The organism is Listeria sp. SHR_NRA_18 (assembly GCF_003856515.1).
In the GTDB taxonomy this organism is placed as follows: Bacteria; Bacillota; Bacilli; order Lactobacillales; family Listeriaceae; genus Listeria_A; species Listeria_A newyorkensis.
Window position 1 is genome coordinate 98,782 of the sequence record NZ_QPKR01000003.1, and the last position, 21,064, is coordinate 119,845.

The following is a 21,064-nucleotide window of genomic DNA, read 5'->3' on the forward strand; positions in this document are numbered from 1 at the left end:
AACGTAGGAAAAGTGATGAGCCTCCGATTCAGGAAGCCCATCACTTTTTTATTTATGCACTTTTTCTTCTAACGAGGTATACTACACCTAGCAACAGCATACCCAACCCGTAAAAAACAGCTTGATTCGCTAGACTATCTCCTGTTTTCGGCAATTTTATTTGGGGTGGTGTTGTTTTTTCTACCGTATTAGTTATAGGCTTTATCACTGGATTGACAGGGATTTTCATTAATTTTTTCACTGGAGTCGTAACCGGGGTTTCCGGTAAAGTGATTTCCGGGATTCTATCTGGTGGATCGAGAAGAACTGGTGGTTTTTCTGGTGCCACTGATACTTCGCGACGGTTTTCCTTGATGACCTGAACTTGTGTGTCATTTTCTCCAATTTCAACCGTAACTAGAACTGGTGTGTTATCTAGTATATACCCTGCTGGTGCTTTTGTTTCTATAAAGGAATACTTGCCTGGAATTAGTCCCGAAATGACTATTTTTCCATTGATATCCGTCGTCATGTCTTGGAGCAGAATCTCTCCCTCATTATCTCGCAACTCAAAAATAGCGTCGGCTAGCGTCATCGAAGGATTATCTGCATCTACTTTTGTCAGCTCTATCGTTCCTGATCGAAGCATATTCTCGGTCCCCAGAATAATCGGCACCGTGTCTCCATCATTTACGACCACATAATGAGGTGTGTTATCCAATATATATCCCACTGGTGCCAGGACCTCCCTCACTGTATAGTTTCCTAATTGTAACGCATTCGAAACGAGGAGACCTTTCGCATTTGTTATTCCTTCAAAAACGCGCTCATCTTTATCGTTCAAAATCTCATACATCGCACCAGAAACTGGATTATTCAGATTATCTACTTTTTTAATCTGAATTCTACCGTCATATTTTCTGGTTGAAACCGAATTGGAGTAAATCATATCGTTTGGCAATATCAGAAATGCTTGATTGGATAGCGTCTCACCCATTTTCAGGCTCGCAACATTAACTTTAAAATGCCATTCTGCTAAGTCGCCTTTTGGTAAATCTTGCAACATTTTGATGACCAATTTATTGTTTTCTACCTTTATATCAAACTTTTTTTCGTCGTAAGCGCCAATTTCAGGAGCTACCATTTTTTCGCTTAATGGATCTGTAACAACGGTGCCCGCTGGAATCGCGTCACCATCTAAAGGTACCAAACGCAACGTATATGTCAATTCATTTTCATCATAATTTAAGGCTGTTTTATCGACACTTTTATTTAAAATATAGCTTGTTCCATAGTGCTTAATCGCCTGCACGGAGACTGTTTTTTCGATAGGTTGTCGATTACTCGCCGTCAGATTCGCCACATTCGCCTTTATTCCTAGATTGGTGTCCTCTATTTCTAGGGCATACTCCACAAAATAGGTCGTGTCAGCTGCGATATCCCCAAAGTCCACGGTGAAGCGCTTGGTTACGTCATTATATGCAATCTTATCTTTGAATTCTTCCGTCACATACGCATAACGTATCGCCTCTCCTTCCTCATCAAAATCGGTGACCTTTAAAATCCGAATGTTATCTTTTGTCATCGGATTCCCAGGGGTTGAAACTCTGCTGACCGCCGGAATAAGTTTGGTCCCTTGAGGTAACGTGTCCGAAACAACAACATCCTTTAATTCTACGCCGCGGTAGTTCACCACCAATTGAAAGCGATTTCCTTCGGGTGCCATTGTATTTAAATTGGCGACTCCATTCTGATCAAAATCCCCTTTATACCATTTATCAAACACTGGTAAATGTAGCGTATTTTGTCTCTGGATTTCAGCACTTGTTTGCTGTTGTTTACCAGCATAGGTTACTGTGAAATTTTGAATACTCGCTTGCGCTCCGCCAACTTTTAGTATTGGAGCTCCAAATTTTATTTGGAATAAACCGTTAAATGCATCATTTTCGCCAATCAGCTTGGTATCTACTGAGAAAGTAAGTTTAAAATTTGTAGTATCTCTTTCTATCCCTTCATACTTAAACGGCTCTGGAATAAGCATCTTAGTATCAAAATCATTCACATTATAAACGATTTCTCTCGGTATTGTCACAATGATTTTCCCATGTTCACCCAAAAAATCCCCTGCACTGCCAAAAACATTGACGTGTAAGTTGACTTCTTGGCGACTTTTTATCGTACCTGAAGCCACTGATATTGTTGTGTTGACACCTGTGCCTTCAGCCATAACCTGATCCTTTTTTACAATTAGAAATAACATTCCTAATTGTACGCTCAGTAACATAATCATAAAAATTGCCGTATATTTCTTTATCTTCATCAACTAATCCCCTTTTCTTCTCTATAAAAATATTTACTTCTGTACAGCATATAATTTCATTCAAGCAACGCTATTTTTGACTATAACATATGGATAACGAGTCTCAATTCACGAAATATTTGTTTTTCACCACTATTTTGTGACAATTTTATGACGTGCTAATTTTTCTTTAACTAAATGTTTCCTAATCTCATACGTGAAAAAGATGGCTCGCATTGCGCGGACCATCTTTTTTCGTTATTTATTTTGGTAATACGGTAATAACTTTGCTATCTAAGAATTTACCCGTTTTATCGTATGCTGCAATGCTTACTGTGTCTGTTACAAATGCGATTTTACCTAGGATGTAAAATTTGAATGTGCCATCGCCGTTGATTGTTCCACCGCTGTAAACGGTTGTGCCTACTGTTACTTTAAGCGACTTCACATCACCTGTAAAAACACCTGTAATGTTACTTGTGCCTAGCGTGTAATCTGCCACCGTAACTGTTCCCGCAGTTGGAATGGTTGTTTTGATTTTAACAGTTTTTGTGTCGAGTAGTTTTCCTGCGCTATCGTATGCTTTCACAACTACTTTATCTGTTGCTTTCGTTACCAAGCCATAAGAGTAGAATTTGAAGGTTCCATTGGCTACTGTTCCGCCTTTTTTGAATTCGCCATCGTTCACACTTACTTCAATGCGGGATACGTCTCCTGTGTAAGTTCCTGTAATGTTGTTGTCACCTGGAATAGTCATTTCAACTGGTGTGATTTTTCCTTCTGTCACGACAACGAATTTCACTAGTTCACGTGATAACTCTTTGCCATTTTTGTCGTATGCTACTACATAAATTTGATCCGTTTTCTTGATTGCTTTGCCGACTGTATAGAAACTAAATTCGCCATTTTTGACTGTTGCTCCAGTGTATTCGTCAAAACCTCGGACGATGGATACTTTGGCAACGTCTCCTGTGTAGCTACCTGTAATAAATTTGTCTGTACCAATGGTAAAATCATTCGGTGTGATTTTTCCTGTTGTTGCGTTTTTAGCGTCTAAAAGTTCTTGCGCTCGATCTAAGTTTTTTTGTAGTTCGGCTTTTTTCGCTGTGTCTGTTACTGTATTTACTAGTTTTTGCGCACCATCAATTGCTTTTTGTGTGGTTGTTTCTTTGATTTTATCTGTTGCTGGCTTGTTGCTTGTGAACAGTTCATTTACTGCTTTTTCTGCTGCAACTTGGCGATCTTTCTCCGCTTGGATTGCTGCGTTTTTAGCATCTAAAAGTTCTTGCGCTCGATCTAAGTTTTTTTGTAGTTCGGCTTTCTTCGCTGCGTCTGTTACTGTATTTACTAATTTTTGTGCATCATCAATTGCTTTTTGTGTGGTTGTTTCTTTGATTTTATCTATCGCTGGATTGTTGCTTGTGAATAGCTCATTTACTGCTTTTTCTGCTGCAACTTGGCGATCTTTCTCCGCTTGGATTGCTGCGTTTTTAGCATCTAAAAGTTCTTGGGCTTTGTCTAAGCTCGCTTGCAATTCTGCTTTTTTAGTTGCATCGGTTACTTCATCTATTAATTTTTGCGCATCATCAATTGTTTTTTGTGTAGTTGTATCCTTGATTGTGCCTGTCTCTGGATTGTTGTTTGTGAATAGCTCGTTTACTGCTTTTTCTGCCTCAGCTTGTTTGGCAGATTGGTCCGTCTTGTTGCGTAGATCTAGCAATTCTTGAGCGCGGTCTAGATTGGCTTGCAACGTTGCTTTGACTGTCGGGTCTTTCACTAAACTTACTTGTTCTTGTGCCTCATCAATTTTCACTTGGTTCGTTGCATCTTTAATGGCATCGCTTGTTGGCGTGTTATTTACGAAAAGTTGCTTTACTAGATGATCTGCAATAACTTGTTGGTTTTTATCCGCTTCTAAGGCTGCGTTACGTGCATCTAGTAATTCTTGCGCCTTATTTAAATCGGCTTGTAGTGCATCTTTTACCGTTCCATTTGTTACGATGTCAATTGTTTTTTGTGCATCATCAATGGCTTTTTGGTTCGTTGCGTTCTTGATTGCATTGCTTGCTACTGTGTCGTTTACGAATAATTCTTTGACTGATTTATTGGCGGCTTCTTCTAATTCAGCTGCATGACGTGCGTTTAGCAATTCTTGGGCTTTGTTTAAATCCTTTTGTAGTTCTTCTCGTATCGTCTGGTTACTGACTGAATTAACAAGTCCTTGCGCCACATCGATCGCCGCTTGATCGGTTGTAGCTTTAATTGCATCCGATTTTGGATCGTTATTACTGAATAAAGCATTGACGGCATTGCGTGCTTCTGTTTCTTTCACAGTTGTATTGTTTGTTAGCTGCGTCTGTGCTTGATTAATTAAATTTTCCAATCTTGTTTTTTCTGGAGAAGTTACAGCGTTTTTCGCAGTATTTTTTGCAATATCAATGTCCGCTTGCGTTACTTCTGCACCGATTGTTGTCAAACTTGAGCTAGTAAATAAATTGTATACCGCTTGTCCAAAGTTGGTATCGTATTTATAAAATCTGGACGTATCTACTTGAAATGAATATTTACCGCTAAGATATGATGTTCCATTTGGGTTAATTTTATCTACATAGAAAACCCGATAAGGTGCGGACTGAAGATTCGTATTTCCTACATAAATCCGAGCTGTTTCAGCAACATTGGAAGCAAGTTGCTTATATACCTGAATTTTTTGCCCATTTGGAAATAGAACATCTATACCGTAACCCTTGTGTATTTTTATCATATCAATAACTAGGTAGTTCCCGTCGAGTGATGCTGAAGGAAAATATGCATTGATATTTGACATGTATAATGTTGTATACCCTGGCGCCACGTATTTTGGAGCTGTCGCTGATGTCGCTGCTTGTGTTGGTGTAGCCATCGTATTAAGCGGTGTTACTACACTTGTTCCTAGTACTGTTGCAATAGTTAATACACTTACTAACTTCTTTACTTTCTTGTTTTTCAATTCTATTCCTACTCTCATTAAGTTTACAGGATGGTTCGCATATCTCAACCAAACTGCTTAATTGCAAGTATAAAGCAGAAATTTAGGCTAATGTTCTATAAATACGGAATTCTCACGGCATCCAGTTGAACATTTTGTGTCTTTTAAACGTTGGCATAATAAAAAATCGCGTCTTGTCTAGGATATGAAATCCTAAACAAAACGCGATTCTTATTTGACGGTCCCGACGGGATTTGAACCCGCGATCTCCTGCGTGACAGGCAGGCATGTTAACCCCTACACCACGGAACCTTTCAAGCTGCACCATTTTTGGCACTCCCTTATTAAAACATGTTTCAGCCCCCGCGTCAAGCGATTTCGAGTTTTTTCTCAAAAAAACACGACTCCTTATAAAATCCTGATTTGGAATACCTAACCCCAGCAGCCCGACAAATGCTTAGTAGCTAGGCAAAAGCGAGTACCGGAGCGGAACTTTTAACGACGCTAATGAGTATTTATCAGGCTGCTGGGCGCTTAGTGGGTGAAGCCGTAGGAAATCGGATAGATCGTATAAGTCCCATTTGACATCGGTGCCTTCTTTTAGGGGCCAAGCGACGATGAGAATGGCTGGACGTTAAAAATTGATAGCCATGCTTTGTCTTTCCACACTACCCAACCAACGCCGGGGTAAACGAGACCGTATTTGTGGCCGGATGTGTTGATGGATTTGACGTTATCGAGGTGGAAATCCCATTCTAGCTCTGCTTCCATGAACGGGGTGTATAAGCTTCCTGACGCGGCGTCCACGTGGATATAGACTTTTACCTTACTTGTTTTATCATAGGTCGTGATTGCGGCGTCTAGCGCTTTGATGTCATCGTAACGGCCGGTATAAGTCAAAACCATGATGCCGACGACGCAGATGGTGTAGTCATCGATGAGAGCTATTGCTTTATCGGGATCGAGCGCGAGGCATTCTTTGGTCACTGTAACTTTGCGTAATTCGATATCCCAGTAGACGCCGAATTTCTCCCAAACGACTTGATATGCGGATGAAATAATCATGTTTGGACGCTTGCTCATATCTAAGCCGAGATTGCGGGCTTGTTGTTTCCAACGAAAAAGTGCGGCCATTCCGCCTAGCATGCAGGCTTCGGAGGAACCGACTGTCGATGTACCGATGAATTCGTCGCGTTGATCGGCGTTCTCGTCTATCGTATCTGCTGGTATTACGTAACGCGGAAGTGACTGTTCGGATAATCCTTCTCCGTAAAATAATCCTATTCCATCGTGCTTCGAGTCTTTTTTATTACCACCAAGTAACGCCATTTTTATCCAACTTCTTTTTAATATATTCTTTGCACCATAGCCTCTTTTGGATGCTGGCAAACTTAATTAGTACGTAAAAACAGAGAAGAACCGCGTGGCCTTCTCTGTTTTGGGTGTTTAGTGAATCAGTTCCGCTAGAATACTTGTGAGCACGACGGAGGTTATCGTTACTGCTGAAAAACCTGCGATGATCATTTTCGGTAAAATTTGGCCTTCGATTGCCGCGATTTCTTGTTCGTTTTCACCAACACTTCTCGCGGCTTCCTGACTCAAAATCATGGTTCCTGGGAAGCCGTATAGCGTCGTGAGGCCGATTGCGATCGACATCGAAACGCTGTAGCCAAGGATTTTTCCCATGACAGCTGAGAATACGACACTCCCGCTTACGCCGATTGCGAATGCGATGCAAAGTGGGCCAATAAGGGCAACGAGGTCATCGACGGAAGATGTAGCTAGTGGGCCAAAAATGATGATTAGGATGGACAGCATCATTAGGCCGTATGCATCGATGCCGCTTAGGATGTTTGGTTTGATGACGCCGAATGCGCGTAGGGCGATACCGAATAATAGCGCGACTACGAACGTGTTTAGAACGCCGTTTGTGATGGTATCAATGTAGATGGACAGCATCACGACAACGCCGACTACGAATAGGGTTCCTGCCGTTGTTTGTAACGCTTTTGGCATCATCGTTTTCGCTTCATCATGATGGACTTCTGCTTTTTCTGTTTGAATGTTCCCAGCCCGATATTCTCCTTTGATACGGTTGGCTTCTTTGCGCAAAATAAGGGATGTCAGCGGGAAACCGATTAAGCCCTGGAACGCAGCGATCAGAACTGGGAAAACGGCTACAAGTAGTAAGCCTGATGCTAGCGCGGATTCTTGTACAATAATGACCGAAATGGTTCCGCCGCTGATCGCACCAATGGCAGCAATGACGAAGTTCTCGTCTAAGAAAAACGAGCCGATGAGGAAAAGGAATGCGGCGATACCAAGTACTGCAGCGACGCCAATCACAACGGTTCTCCATTGTTTTTTGAGTTCGTCGAGGCTAATCATGGTTCCGATATGAACGATGATAAATCCGACAACCGTCTGGCCTAGCGCGAGTAGTGATGAACTGCTAAGTAGGTCTTCTGGAAATATATTTGTTTTAAAGCCCACCAAGAAAATGATGGATGCTACAAGTAGTGATGAAATAAGTGACTTGGTTTTTTTGGAAACGAAATCACTGATCGCCCAAATGAGCATAATAATCGTAAAAGCTGTAACTGGATTCATGATTAATCCCCCCCGTTTTGTTATACACTTAGTTTTTATTCAATTGTATGATAACTGAAGCCGAGTCCGTGTACTTCAGATACCGTGTAAGCAATGACAAAAGCTTTCTTGTCTAAAGAATTGATAACTTTCAGGATGGTTTGATATTCGCGTGTTTCCAAAACGACCATCAGCATCGTTTTTTCGCTACCACTGTATCCCCCTGACACATTGAAAACAGTGACACCACGCCCCATTTCTTTTAGCAAGCCTTCCTTGATTTCTTCTATTTTGTGATCGCTCATAATCATCACGGCTTTGCGTTTCTTGAGGCCTGTTTCTAAATAATTCATAATAATGGCAACTAAAATAAGTGAGAGTATGGCGAATAGAAACTCTTCGACGCCGAATATGAAAATATTGAAAATAACAATAATCGTATCGACTAAAAAGAGGCCAAGCGATGTGTTCAGATTAAAATATTTCTTGAGAATCAGCGGTGGAATCGTTGTCCCGCCACTAGAAGCCTCGATGCGGTACAGAATCGCAACACCAATCGCAAAAATCATACTACCGAAAATAACGGATAGCAGGCGATCTTGCGCTAGCATAACTTCTGGAATAACTGCCAAGGATAGTGGCAAAAGTAGGCTTCCAAGGAATGAGCGGACAAATACGGCGCGTCCTAAGAAAATAAAGGCTAGGATAAGCATGATGACGTTTAGAACGAGTACGGTCATCGCGATTGGAATTCCAAGTGCTTGTTCGGCCAAAATCCCGATACCCGTCACGCCACCCGCTGCGATATGATGCGGCGCGAGAAAAAGATTAATACTTGCACCGATAAGCGCAATGGAAACTGCTACGAGTAAAAATTGTTTCACTAAATGTTTCATTTAAACACCTTCTATCTGATTAGTCTTACCGTGATTTTCGTCTATGAAAGGTGCTGTTTATGTCGCGACTTCCTAGCTTGTGGGCAATTATTTCGATGCCACGTGTTTCACAATTTCGTATGCTAATGCCGTCGCTTTTTCTAGTTCGCGAATAGGAATATACTCGTGAACGGTGTGAATTTTTTCATAGCCAATCGATAAGTTGGTTGTTTCTTTTCCTTGTTCGTTAAAAATGTTGGCGTCACTGCCACCACCGCTTGTTTCGTGCTTTGCTGTCATACCGAGCGTTGCCATCGCTTGCGTTGCGATTTTGACGACGTTCGTTTCGGCATCGAAGTGGTAACCGCCGTACTTCATCTCTACTTTTATTGTAATCGCGCCACCCAAATCTGCGGTCGTTTTTTCGAATAAGTCTTTCATGTGCTGTATTTGCGTCTCGCAGGACTTGCTGTTGATCGACCTAACTTCTGCAACCATCCGCACGTGTTCCATCACGATGTTCGTCGCAGTTCCACCTTTAATTATACCAATATTTGCGGTCGTTTCAAAATCGATACGGCCTAGTTTCATCTGAGAAATTGCTTTTGCGGCGATCTCAAGGGCTGAGATTCCTTTTTCAGGCTCGATTCCAGAGTGTGCCGCGGTTCCGTGAATCTCGATTTCCAGGCCTGCATGCGTCGGGCTGCCAACTGTAATGCTTCCGACCGGGCCACCTGTGTCAAGGACAAAACCATAATTCGCGGTAAGTGCGCTCATATCAAAGGCTTTAATGCCGATTAAACCGCTCTCTTCCCCGACTGACAGCACAAATTCGAGCGTGCCGTGGGGGGTGTTATTTTCCTTGATTAACTGGATGGTTTCCAGCATAATCGCGATACCAGCCTTATCATCGGCCGCTAAAATCGTCGTGCCATCGGAATAAATAATATCATCTTTGATTTGCGATTTGATACCCACGCCTGGTGTAACCGTATCCACGTGACAAGAAAAGAAAATCGCGTCGGCGTCGGTAGTCGCAGGTAGTCGGCATACTAAATTATTAGCGCCAAAACCCGTTTTTGACATCGTGTCATCTTCTTTTACCTCAAGGCCTAGCGACTGAAATCGTGTTTTTAAAAATGCTTGAAAATTCCCTTCATGTTTCGTTTCTGAGTCGATTTGGACAAGCTCGATAAACGTGTCCACTAATCGTTTGCTGTTCACCATTGTTGATTCCTCCCTTTTGCTGATTTTGTCGATCATTAAAAATAGGTAATTTGATATATACTTGAGATTTTCCCGTTATATTTTTGCCTTAAACCTAGTTTTACATTTATTAGTATTAAAAAAGGAGTTGGCAGACCACAATCGGCGCCAACTCTTGATTTATCCTTATTTTAATTTGCGTCGCCATAAAATCGCTGAGCCTAAAACGAGGAGGCTTCCGCCGAGGACCACAAGTGCCCACATCGTGTCTGTATCTCCCGTCGTTGGTAAATTGGGCTCACTCGCATCGCCATCAGAAACGGCGCTAGCCTCAACTGGCTTAGATTCCGCGCCGACTTGATTTGGTAATGGTTGTACGACGGTCAGTTGCTCTGACGCAGTTGGTGTCTCTGGTGATGTCGGGATTTCTGGTTGCTCCCGATTCACCGGTTTTTCTGGCGTCGGAATTTCTGGGTCTGGATCTGGTTGTTCCGGCTCCGGCTCCGGCGTTGGTTCCTCTACTTTCAAGGCCTCCAAATCAGCCAACTTTGCAGTTAAAACGGCATAATTCGTAACGTATTTTTGCAATGTCGCGTCCAGATTATCGTACGCAGCTTTTGCGGCTAAAATGGCTGCCTCGTCTGTGAGCGCTATCGTCGTCGGCAAAGCATCGATTTCCGCGGTGACCGCCTGCGCCTTGTCCGTTTTCAAAATGCCATACGTATCGAAAAGCGTCGCATCAGTTGTGGCACGAGCAGTTTGAGCCGATTTCGCGTCATACGTGTAGGCTTTATACGTGAACCGATCCTCTGTAAAACTAATCCCAGCAAACATTTGCAACATCGGTTGGGCGTACTTCGCTGGATACACGCCCGCAGCGCTCATATTACTTTCCGATTGCGGCTGATAAAACTTGTACCCACTCGTATTGATGACATGGTAGCTCTGTCCGCCCGGATCGACATCGCGCGAAATCCCGTCATCCTCCACTTTGCCAATAGTATCCGTCGCGATCGGCATCTTACCATCCATTTGCTGCGAACGGAAATAGCTGTGATCGTGGCCCTGCAACACAATATCAATACCCAGCTCATCAAAAACTGGCGCTAATTGATCACGCAGCGTCACGATTTCCGTATCCGTCATGTGACTCGCCACCGTATAAATCCCTTTATGAAACGCGACAACCAGCCATTTTGCACCGTCCGCACGCGCTTTTTTAGCATCCTCTTTCAGCCAAGCAAGTTGCGTCGGATCAAGCGCCCGCGAATCCTGATCGTTCGTGTTTAGCATCATGAAATGCGCCGGACCATAGTCAAACGAATAGTACACGCCTTTATTCAAATTATTCGCATTCGCCGGATGATCATAGTAGAAATGTTGGCGGAACGAATTGTTGAACGCGTCATGGTTCCCCGTCGCCGCCGCTATCGTCGTATTGCTGAGCAACTTTTGCGATGTGCCAAATAACCAGCCCCATTCAGCTGGACTCGATGACGTATTCACCAAATCCCCCGTTTGCAGAATAAATTCAGCGTTCGGATACATCGCGAAACCTTTATTCAGCGTCGCGTCCGTCCAACTATACTCCTCCTCACTACTTCCCTGCGAATCCGTCACATATAAAAAATCAAAAGCCTTCGTATTCCGTTTCTGCGTCGTAAACTTGGCCGGCTCACTCCATTTATCCCGCGTCTTATCACCGACACGATACCAATACGTGGTGCCCGAATCCAAATACTTCGCTGCGACTTGATGCGAGAACCCGCCGATCGCAGCGTCATTCGCCTCACTTTTACCCGTCACCGTCTGCGCTCCCGCAAAACTCGGAACCCCCGTCCCGACCGCCTTCACATATTGCAAGTCCGAGCCCGCGTCCGATTTCGTATGCCACGTCACACCTTTTTGCGTCTGGGTGTTCCCGAAGAACGTCACCGCAATCTTGCTCGGCGTATAATCCGCGTCCGCCACAACCTCATCCGGCGTCACAAATCCCGTCAACTCCGCGTCAAACGTCACATCCGAGCTCGTTCCCTTCTGCTGAAAAACCGCAACGGCAATCGTGTTCGTCCCTTCCACAAGCGGAATCGCGCCGAGCTTAATTCCCTCATATTCCACCGCATCCGAACTCTGCTGCCCCGAATAATCCACGAAATTAATCGCTCCATCCGCGAGTCGCACCCGCTTCACTTCTTTCCCGTTCATATAAACAACCGCACTATCATCAGCTTTCAGCGCCAAATTCGCACGCAAGTACTTGTCCGAACCCTTCACCTCAAAATTCTTTCTAAAAAAGGAAACTGGATATTTCTTGTCCTCATCCGTACCGTAAGAAATCGTTGTATTTATCTTAATATCCGCATTTTTCGGATTGTAACCCAGCGCCCCTTTTCCAGATTTCCAAGCAGTATCATCAAACGTCCCGTCACGCCACGTATCACCTGGATATGTACCCTGATCCCAATATTTCCAACTAGATTCTTTCGCGATAAGCGTCTCTCCCGCAACGCCCTCCGCCTTCACCACATTTCCAAATGGGATATAACTAACCCCGATTTGAACCAATATAAGCGCCACCAATAAATAAACAAACCCTGATTTCCACTTTTTCACCGTTTCTCAATCCCCCTCCATTTCACTTACCACACCAGTTTAGCGCAGCAATGTTAAGCGTTGTTTGAGAATGTGTATCGATCCTGTATTTTGCATGTAAATTTTCAATCCTTACAATAATTATGATAAAACTGTAAGATATTCTTAGTAAATTGTTATTTAAATCGCGGGAAACTCCCATGCGCACAGGCTATAATGGAATTAGGAAAGGAGCTGTTGAATATGAAAAAATTCTGGCAAGTAATTACAGCGATTGGCGAGACACTTGTAGACCCTGCAAAAATGGCTAAGGAAGTTAACCGTGCTGGCTAATCAAAACAAACAGAAACCCCGACTATAACGCCCACCTTATGAATCAGGGCCTATAATCGGGGTTTATGCATTTATTTATCTATAAATTGAGTCCATCACCACCGTAACAACACTAGCTTCAAGCGTGGCATTGGCTCTACTTTCGATCAAATCATCTACATATTTCGCTATTTCTGTGGAAATCGAATGCGACGCGGTTCTGTAAAGTAGGCTCGGCGTATGATCGACTACATAGTGTAAAATCCCGTCGACCGTATATGTCGGATTCGCAATCGTCGTTGGAATACTCGTTTCAATGGCGCCCGCCCGATCACAACTCACATCGATAATAATTGCATTTTTCTTCAAACGCTGTAAATCTTTTCGATACATAATATGATCTGTTCGTTTCAAATCCCATAAAATCGCATTGATAATCACATCATATTGCGGTAATTCCTCTTGAAATAAGGCTTCTTGATTACGATTATAAATATGAACTTCGGCGCCTAAGTTTTGCAGTATTTTCTGTGCACCATGAGATACATTACCACGCCCCAAAATCGCCACTTTTGTATTGTAAGGCATCTCGCCAATCAGTTGGTACGCATGCATAATCGCACCCTCGCCTGCCAGCTCATTATTGATCCAGAAACAATGGCGATTCATGTAGTCCATATTCTCCCAAGCGTAGGCTTTCACCCCTGATTCCACCAATTTATTCGCGATATCCTTATTTTGTTCCGCGTGCACCCAGCCAAATATCGTCTGACCTTTTTGTAATTGGCTTAGAAATTCGGAGTCACCGATCTTCGGCTCGCAAATAATATCTTGACGGAGCACGTCCGCTCGCGACTGAACATGACAGCCAAGCGCCATGTATTCCCCATCTTCTATCCCCAAAACCTCACCATACCCTGTTTCGAAAAAAAGCTGATCTGCATTCGTAATAGTCGTGATATGTTCAGGTAACAACGCAATTCTCTTCTCGTTTTCCTTATGACTATTGACAAAACCCATCGTCTTTTTCTTCATTTCTAACATTTTTTTTACCTCCATTGTATTTGTGGTATAGGTGTTTAGTCCAGCATTTTTTTGTTTATACCGACTTTTCCGACTAATAATCCGTGTGATGTCTGCAATATTCCTTGCTACTTAATAGTAACACATAAAAATGATACGATGCTAATTTATGTGAAATTTTTACAAACAAAAAAGCGACCCTCCTATTTTCAGGCCACTTTCTTTGTTCACTTATACATAACGATTTGTTCTGCTTTCAAAGACGCCTTCACGTCAATAATCCGCTGATTACTCGAGCCTCGAAATGCGAGTTTTACATCGAATAAATCCTGTTCAAAACGCCCATCGACAAGGACATCTACATAAGAAAGCAGCTCCAATTTATCCGGCGTTTCCTGCATCAATTCTTCCCACGTGTAACCCGTCCACGACCAAATATCCTTCGCATCGCCAAACAACGTCCGAATCCGCTTCACGAGCGGCAAACACACACCCGTATTCAAAAACGGCTCCCCGCCAAGCAGCGTCAAACCCTGCACGCTTTCATGCCATAAATCCGCGATAATCCGGTCCTCGAGCTCCTCCGAGTACGGCGTGCCATAGCGAAATGACTGCGCCGCCTTGTTGTAGCAACCTTCACAATGGAATGGACAACCAGATACATACAAGCTACAACGCACGCCCTCGCCATCGACAAAATTAAACGGCTTATAATCAGCGACATAGTTTGCGGACATGTCCTCAGCGCGCCATTCTTGCGGTTTCGGATTATTCATCGGAAGACTCCAGATGCTTCACCCGTTGCGTAATCTCCTCGTGTCTGCCATGCACCATTGGCCGTTTCATCGGATTCCCAAGATATCCACACGTCCGCTTCACCACATCCGCCGTTTCTGGGTTCGTATTTCCGCATGCTGGGCACTTAAACCCTTCCGCGGTCGGCGCAAATTCGCCCTCAAAATCGCACTCATAGCAACGATCAATCGGTGTATTCGTTCCCAAATAAGCGACACGATCATATGCATAATCCCAAACGGCTTCCAAAGCTTTCAGGTTATGCGTCAACTTCGGATATTCACAATAATGAATAAAGCCACCAGAGCAATATTCGGGATATTCCATCTCAAAATCGAGCTTTTCAAACGGCGTCACTTTTTTGCGGACATCATAATGAAACGAGTTTTGATAGTATTCTTTGTCTGTGATGTCTTTAATATCGCCGTATTTAGCGCGGTCCAAGCGATTAAAGCGATCCGTCAAACTCTCGCTCGGCGTCGAATATACGCTGAACCAATAGCCATATTCCGCCTTCCAAGCATCCGCGTATTCCTTCAACTCTCGCAAAATCTCAATCGTGAACGCCTTCGCTTCAGGATTCGTCTCCCATTCACCGCCATAAAACATTGTCGCCGCCTCATACAAGCCAATGTAACCAATCGAAATTGTCGACCGCTCCTTGTTGAACAGCTGATCCACATCCTGCCCATCATCGAGCCGCTTTCCAAACGCCCCATGCTTATACAAAATCGGCGCGTTCTCCGGTTTTGCCTCCCGAACCCGTTCCAATCTGAAAAGTAGCGCGTCCTTCATCGTTTGCATCCTTTCCGTGAAAATTTCCCAAAATCGTTCCTTATCACCGCCACTTTGAATCGCAATTCTCGGCACATTCAGCGTCACAACACCCAAATTATTCCGCCCAGCATTCACAAATTCACCATCCGCATCTTGCCACGCCGGTAAAAACGAACGACAACCCATCGGCACCTTGAAATCACCCGCCAAGCGCACCAACGAATCATAATTCAGCACATCCGGATACATCCGTTTCGCCGAACATTCCAGCGCCAACTGCTTAATATCGTAGTTCGGGTCCTCTGCGTCCAAATTCGTCCCCCGTTTCACCGAGAAAACCAATTTTGGAAAAATCGCCGTCTGCTTATCCTTGCCAATCCCACCAAGCCGAACCCTCAAAATCGCCATCTGAATCTCGCGCGCAAACCAGTCCTCGCCAAGCCCAAAGCCCAGCGTCACGAACGGCGTCTGGCCATTACTCGTGTACAGCGTATTAATCTCATACTCCAAACTCTGCATCGCGTCATAAATATCCTTTCGCGTCCGTTCCCGCGCAAATTCCTCCCGGCGCTCCGCCAAAACCCATTTTTCCGCCTCGCTCTCGTGTTTCTCATAATTCCGTTTCGCATACGCCGCTAAAACTTCATCAATCCGATCCACCGAACAACCACCATACTGCGAACTCGCCACATTCGCGATAATTTGCGCTATTTGAGCCGTCGCCGTCTGAATCGATTTCGGGCTTTCCACGTTCGCATTCCCAATCGTGAAACCGTTCGCCAGCATCCCCGCAATATCGATCAAACAACAATTCGTCATCGCGTGATACGGACTATAATCCAGATCGTGAAAATGAATATCCCCCTTCAAATGAGCGTTCGCCACATGTTTTGGCAGCATATATTTCAACGCATAACTTTTCGCCACCGCGCCCGCCGTCAAGTCCCGCTGCGTATTAAAAACCGTCGCGTCCTTATTAGCGTTCTCGTTCACCACCGTTTTATCCCGATCCAGCAACTTCTGCACACTCGTCGTTAAGTCCGTCATGTTCGCCCGCTGCGAATCCCGGTCATGCCGATACTCAATATAAGCCCGCGCCACATCTGGATATGTAGATTTCATCAGCTGATTCTCGACCACATGCTGAATCTCATCAATCGTCACCGCCATATCATTTGGTAAGTTTTTCACAATGTCAACTAAAACTGCTTCCAAATACGCCGCATCATCCACGCCACAACTCACCATTGAAGCCTGCACCGCATTCCGAATCTTAATCAGGTCAAACCCGACCTTCCGACCATCCCTTTTAATAACTAATTGTTCCGTTTCCTTCTCCACGTACATTATCTCCGCTTCCCTTCGAACACTATATATTGTATCTGCATTTCTATTATGGCACAATATAAGCTTTATTTCTAACGGAAACCGAAGCAAATCAGAAAATAGGCTATTCGAACGAACTTTCAAAAAAAGCTTGCCAAGGGAGAATGTGATTAAATCAACAATTGTGTTCCGCCAGATAATAATGACTACATAGTGAAGAGGCTAATGGCTTATTTCCGTGAAAAAAAGGAGCGCTCAAAAAAACACGCTACCTTCTAAAATGATTAATCAATTTGGTATAGTCAGCTGTCTCTGTCCCGGCCCTCCGCTGTCTACTGGGCCTACAGATACTTTTGCAAATTTCTCCACACCATCTACTTTATAGCTTAAACTAATACTTGTTGCTTTTTCTATACTTGAATCGACCACCAATTTTTTCTTATAAGTGCTATCTTCCTTTAAATCTAACTGAAAGCCAGTGCCTATTTGCCTCATTCTTACTTCTTGTAAACCATCTTTTCCACGCAATGTAAATGTTGGATCTAATGATTTCCCATTAATGTCAAGCGCTTCATTCATACTAAACCCTAATTTATCAAACTTGGACAACCCCATTATCGCATTCCCTTTTGGCGTATCTACTACTTTTGAAATATCAGATGAAAATATGACATTCCTTGAACTTCCTTGGCTTAATTTGACTTCTTTATTAAGCGAATAAATAGTCGATAACGTGCAATTATTCAACTCAAAACCGCCTCCGCCTGATTCGTCACGATAAGGCAAATACGTGATAGAACCAATCGCAACTCCTGTTTTACAAATTGTCTTCAGTGCTAAATTGGAGATTTGTTCGTTCGTTTGTCCTGATATCGTTGTCCCAGTTGCATTTCGTAAATCAGCCTCTACAATGATTGCATTTTCCGCAAATGCTGCGGAACAACCCGACATAGTGACGCCTCTACAATCCTTATAATGGAAAGCGTTTCCTGCTTCTGGCTGTGGGTCACTCGCATTTTCTTTTATAGCCGAAAATGCTTTACAACCGATCAGATTGATTTCTTGGTAACGATTGATGTAATATAACGCTCTATCTGCCTCTTGTCCCCACCGAAGAGCTACACAGTTTTCCATCAAAAGTGTTTGCCCTAAAACTTTGATATTACTACTTGTCTGAGTAAAATTAAAGGCACTATGATTCTTATTGACACCTCTTATTTCAACATTTCTAAAGCTCAACTGATCGTAGCCTCTTATTACGGTGATACCATGAACAGTAGCATTCTGGCAACTTATCGTTAAACCATTTTCGATACCTACTGATTTAGCGCTATCAAAATCATGCCCTGGCTCAAATCTAATTACTTCACTACCTGTAAATTCCGTCTCCACACTAAGCATTGATCTGTATGGGCTTGCAGAACGAATATATATTCCAGGATAATCAATTGTTATCGTTTCGTTAATTTTATATGTGCCTAGAGGTATAAAAAGAATGCCTCCTTTTAAATGAATAAGTTGGTCTAAAGCCTCACGAATAGCCTCCGAATTTTCTGCCCCGCTATTTGTTGTTGCTGCACCGTAATCTGCTATATTTATAATACTCGATATACTCATTTCATCATCCCTTCCATTTTTAATTTATTTTAAAATGTAAACGCCTCCTCGCATCTACACAGTAAATATATCATAAATAAACCTATATTTGGTGACTATTCTGTGAATTTCAATAAAAATAAACCTTGTTTAAATCCATTATGGTGGATTTAAACAAGGTTTATTTTCTTAATCTGAATAATTATATTTTCGCCTTAAAGCAAACGCATCTAATTTACGATTTTCTATCTCATGTCGATAATATAAAACTACTGAGCCTTTTTTTATCTTATTAATTTTACCTCTAGAAACTAGTGAAAAAAAACATTGCCTAGATACACCTAAATATTCAATGGCTTCCTTTGTTGAGAGAAAGTACTCGTCTAATATCTCTAATAAATTTTTATTTTCCATATGAACCTAGCCTTTCCTTATTATTAAATACCTTTATATATGCTTTCCCATTTTTTGTTATAGGAGCCTATAGAGAATTTAGTTTGAATCATTGTGTATGCTTTTTGGCTTTGTTCTTTTCTTGCTACATCATTATCTAATAAATAAGCTAGTTCTCTACTCAATTCTTCCACATCACCAGGGCTTACTAATCCACTGTTTGCTCTATGTTGAATCACTTGCGGAATACCTCCAACTGGCGTACTAATATTGGGGATTCCGTTTGCCATTGTTTCTAGTATAGCCATTGGAAGACCTTCGTGATAAGATGGTAAAACATGGATTATCGCATCATCCATTACTGCTTTTTTCTGTTCGGCTTCAATCCATCCACCTATCTTAACGTTGCTCAGAGCTTTCGTTTCAATTATTTGTGTTACTTGTTCCAAATCTCCGTCACCATAGAGAACAAACTCATAGGTTGCATATTTTTCACCTAAAAGCTCTACTGCTTTCAATAAGTCGTACGTGCCTTTACGCTCACCAAGTCGGCCAAACATAACAACTGTTTTTCCATCATTAGTATATGGATTAGACGTGGGAACCTCTACCGCATTCTCAACAATTGTTATTTTCACTTTGCATATTTGCTTATAAAACTTAGCCCATTCCTCGCTAAGCACAATAAGCTCATCCACATGATTTAATTGCTTTTTTATCCATTGCTGTTGTTTCGGTGTTCTGTCGTCATAGAATAGATCGAATTGGGAGCCATGCATGTGCAAAATTACCTTGCGACGAAACATTTTTGCGGTTCTCATGAATAGAACTTTTCGATAGAAGCTTCCTTTCTGAGCAATATGGATGTGCGCAATATCGATTTTTTTTGCTAGGAGAAGCATACAGAACTGAAATAGTGCCTTCATTAGAACTAACATGCGAAATATTGAGTTGCCCTCTCTCCAGCTAGCAATGTAATGTATTTTCACTGTATCTTTTGAAAAAGTTTTTTCAAAATTAGCGATTACTGTAGCAATCCCACCCTTTGATGTCGTTCCTGGACCAATCATAGCAACTTTTTTCATAGTACCGCTTCCTCTCCTCTGTTTTCTTGATATTCATTTTTTAATGCCACCATATAGATAACTGCTAATACGATAGTTACCATGGTGCCTGATACCATCACTGTATCCATAGGACTCGTGATGAAGGCATAAATAAGCGGGAGCATAATCAAAAACTTTGTCTGATAATCATTTATTTGTACTTCCTTATATAACAGCCATACTATATACCCAAAAAGGAAAATGATGAACGCAGCTCCCATAAATCCTAGCTCACCGAATACCATCGCCCAGAATGAATCTGCTATAAAGCTAGGATATTCTTGTGATAAACCCCATACTTTAGAGATATTATAGGTTTCGTATAGCGGGGAATAGTTTAGTCGCGAGGCATGTGAGCCAAACATGCCTAGCCCTGCACCTAATGGAGCGTGTTCACTGGCAATTTGAAGCCCTGTGTTTAGCAAAACGCCTCTTGCTTCGTCTTCTGAACCGAAGAACTGAGAGACAACTCGATCTCGACCGAACCAAGCCAAGACACCCGCTACTAGGAAATAGATATATATTGGGATACGACGAATGTGTGGGAGTATTAGCAACAGTAACATCATGCATAAATAGAAACCTATCGATGTTGTTCTTCCTGCCAAAATTACTAGTGCAAAGTTAGCAAAAATGAGAAGATATGGGACTTTATCTTTTTCTGACCAACTGATAAAACTATGAATAATGGTTATAATAATGACGGCTGCAGCAAACTGAGCTGGATGGCCGAAACCAAAAGATACTGTTTCAAATCCAAATCGAATGTCGAATGTACTTAGGAAGTGTAACTTTAGATTGGCTATGCCTAAGATTAAACAGATAGTTGTAAACGTAACTGAAATTATTTTGAAATATTGCGTCGTTTTTTGCAATTTCAGATTCCTAAATAAATATAATCCGCTCCAGAATGTAATCGCGTATTTGATTAAGGAAAACATAGAGTATATTTGTAAAGAAAGCGTATTACTTGGTTGGTGGAACATGTTTGGTAGAAAACTATAGATGATGAATATTATAGTTAGAACGAATAATCCGATATCTCTCGGACGGAGCGTGTACTGCCCTTTACGTTCCATGTACACCAATTTCATGATGGCGCAGAGAGCAAATACCACAGTTACAACTTTATCAATATATCCGAATTGAGGTAATATTTCTTTTAATGGACCTGCGAATAAAGCCATTAAGAGAGTTATAAAAAATGCTGTGATATTTGCCACGCTCC

14 protein-coding genes and 1 tRNA gene are annotated in these 21,064 nt (G+C 42.4%); all 15 read right to left on the minus strand.

Going from position 1 to position 21,064, the window contains the following annotated elements; genetic code table 11:
* Positions 1-52 precede the first annotated feature (52 nt).
* On the minus strand, positions 53-2,299 hold the full coding sequence (locus tag DUK53_RS06140; RefSeq protein WP_036090348.1) for a SpaA isopeptide-forming pilin-related protein: 2,247 nt from the start codon (positions 2,297-2,299) through the stop codon (positions 53-55).
* Positions 2,300-2,540: 241 nt separating this feature from the next.
* Positions 2,541-5,267, minus strand: coding sequence for a toxin Cry1Ac domain D-VI-related protein (locus DUK53_RS06145; RefSeq protein ID WP_036090344.1), 2,727 nt, complete (start codon positions 5,265-5,267; stop codon positions 2,541-2,543).
* Positions 5,268-5,485: 218 nt separating this feature from the next.
* A tRNA-Asp gene (locus tag DUK53_RS06150) sits at positions 5,486-5,558 on the minus strand.
* A gap of 288 nt (positions 5,559-5,846) precedes the next feature.
* Entirely contained in the window at positions 5,847-6,575 is a 729-nt protein-coding gene (locus DUK53_RS06155) for a pyridoxal-dependent decarboxylase (RefSeq protein WP_052164985.1), read from the minus strand.
* Between the two features lie 117 nt (positions 6,576-6,692).
* Positions 6,693-7,856 carry a hypothetical protein gene (locus tag DUK53_RS06160; protein WP_124892629.1) on the minus strand — a complete coding sequence of 388 codons (1,164 nt, stop codon included), beginning with the start codon at positions 7,854-7,856 and terminating at the stop codon, positions 6,693-6,695.
* A 35-nt stretch (positions 7,857-7,891) separates the two neighbouring features.
* Positions 7,892-8,731, minus strand: a complete 840-nt coding sequence (locus DUK53_RS06165; RefSeq protein ID WP_036090339.1) for a YitT family protein — start codon at positions 8,729-8,731, stop codon at positions 7,892-7,894.
* 87 nt (positions 8,732-8,818) lie between these two features.
* Positions 8,819-9,937 carry a M20/M25/M40 family metallo-hydrolase gene (locus tag DUK53_RS06170; RefSeq protein WP_036132609.1) on the minus strand — a complete coding sequence of 373 codons (1,119 nt, stop codon included), beginning with the start codon at positions 9,935-9,937 and terminating at the stop codon, positions 8,819-8,821.
* Between the two features lie 165 nt (positions 9,938-10,102).
* Positions 10,103-12,529, minus strand: a complete 2,427-nt coding sequence (locus DUK53_RS06175; RefSeq protein WP_036132607.1) for a metallophosphoesterase — start codon at positions 12,527-12,529, stop codon at positions 10,103-10,105.
* Positions 12,530-12,916: 387 nt separating this feature from the next.
* Entirely contained in the window at positions 12,917-13,864 is a 948-nt protein-coding gene (locus tag DUK53_RS06180) for a N(5)-(carboxyethyl)ornithine synthase (protein ID WP_036090332.1), read from the minus strand.
* Positions 13,865-14,070: 206 nt separating this feature from the next.
* Complete coding sequence (gene nrdG, locus DUK53_RS06185) at positions 14,071-14,619, minus strand: anaerobic ribonucleoside-triphosphate reductase activating protein (RefSeq protein WP_036090329.1); 549 nt, start codon at positions 14,617-14,619, stop codon at positions 14,071-14,073.
* A complete protein-coding gene (gene nrdD / locus DUK53_RS06190) occupies positions 14,612-16,762 on the minus strand; it encodes an anaerobic ribonucleoside-triphosphate reductase (protein WP_036090327.1) in 2,151 nt (716 codons plus the stop codon). Before nrdD ends, nrdG begins: the two co-directional genes overlap by 8 nt.
* 267 nt (positions 16,763-17,029) lie before the next feature.
* The gene (locus DUK53_RS06195) at positions 17,030-18,358 is read right to left on the minus strand and encodes a glycosyl hydrolase family 28-related protein (protein WP_036090324.1); all 1,329 of its coding nucleotides are present in this window, start codon (positions 18,356-18,358) and stop codon (positions 17,030-17,032) included.
* A gap of 168 nt (positions 18,359-18,526) precedes the next feature.
* Entirely contained in the window at positions 18,527-18,751 is a 225-nt protein-coding gene (locus DUK53_RS06200) for a helix-turn-helix domain-containing protein (RefSeq protein ID WP_077917814.1), read from the minus strand.
* A gap of 23 nt (positions 18,752-18,774) precedes the next feature.
* Positions 18,775-19,815 carry a glycosyltransferase family 4 protein gene (locus DUK53_RS06205; protein ID WP_036090322.1) on the minus strand — a complete coding sequence of 347 codons (1,041 nt, stop codon included), beginning with the start codon at positions 19,813-19,815 and terminating at the stop codon, positions 18,775-18,777.
* Positions 19,812-21,059 (minus strand): hypothetical protein, encoded by a 1,248-nt coding sequence (locus tag DUK53_RS06210; protein WP_052164984.1) that lies wholly within the window; start codon positions 21,057-21,059, stop codon positions 19,812-19,814. Before DUK53_RS06210 ends, DUK53_RS06205 begins: the two co-directional genes overlap by 4 nt.
* Positions 21,060-21,064 lie beyond the last annotated feature (5 nt).

Coding starts and splice junctions, on each gene's coding strand:
- DUK53_RS06140 (WP_036090348.1), bottom strand. CDS start 2,299: ATGAAGATAAAGAAATATACGGCAATTTTTATGATTATGTTACTGAGC.
- DUK53_RS06155 (WP_052164985.1), bottom strand. CDS start 6,575: ATGGCGTTACTTGGTGGTAATAAAAAAGACTCGAAGCACGATGGAATA.
- DUK53_RS06160 (WP_124892629.1), bottom strand. CDS start 7,856: ATGAATCCAGTTACAGCTTTTACGATTATTATGCTCATTTGGGCGATC.
- DUK53_RS06165 (WP_036090339.1), bottom strand. CDS start 8,731: ATGAAACATTTAGTGAAACAATTTTTACTCGTAGCAGTTTCCATTGCG.
- DUK53_RS06170 (WP_036132609.1), bottom strand. CDS start 9,937: ATGGTGAACAGCAAACGATTAGTGGACACGTTTATCGAGCTTGTCCAA.
- DUK53_RS06180 (WP_036090332.1), bottom strand. CDS start 13,864: ATGTTAGAAATGAAGAAAAAGACGATGGGTTTTGTCAATAGTCATAAG.
- nrdG (WP_036090329.1), bottom strand. CDS start 14,619: ATGAATAATCCGAAACCGCAAGAATGGCGCGCTGAGGACATGTCCGCA.
- nrdD (WP_036090327.1), bottom strand. CDS start 16,762: ATGTACGTGGAGAAGGAAACGGAACAATTAGTTATTAAAAGGGATGGT.
- DUK53_RS06195 (WP_036090324.1), bottom strand. CDS start 18,358: ATGAGTATATCGAGTATTATAAATATAGCAGATTACGGTGCAGCAACA.
- DUK53_RS06200 (WP_077917814.1), bottom strand. CDS start 18,751: ATGGAAAATAAAAATTTATTAGAGATATTAGACGAGTACTTTCTCTCA.
- DUK53_RS06205 (WP_036090322.1), bottom strand. CDS start 19,815: ATGAAAAAAGTTGCTATGATTGGTCCAGGAACGACATCAAAGGGTGGG.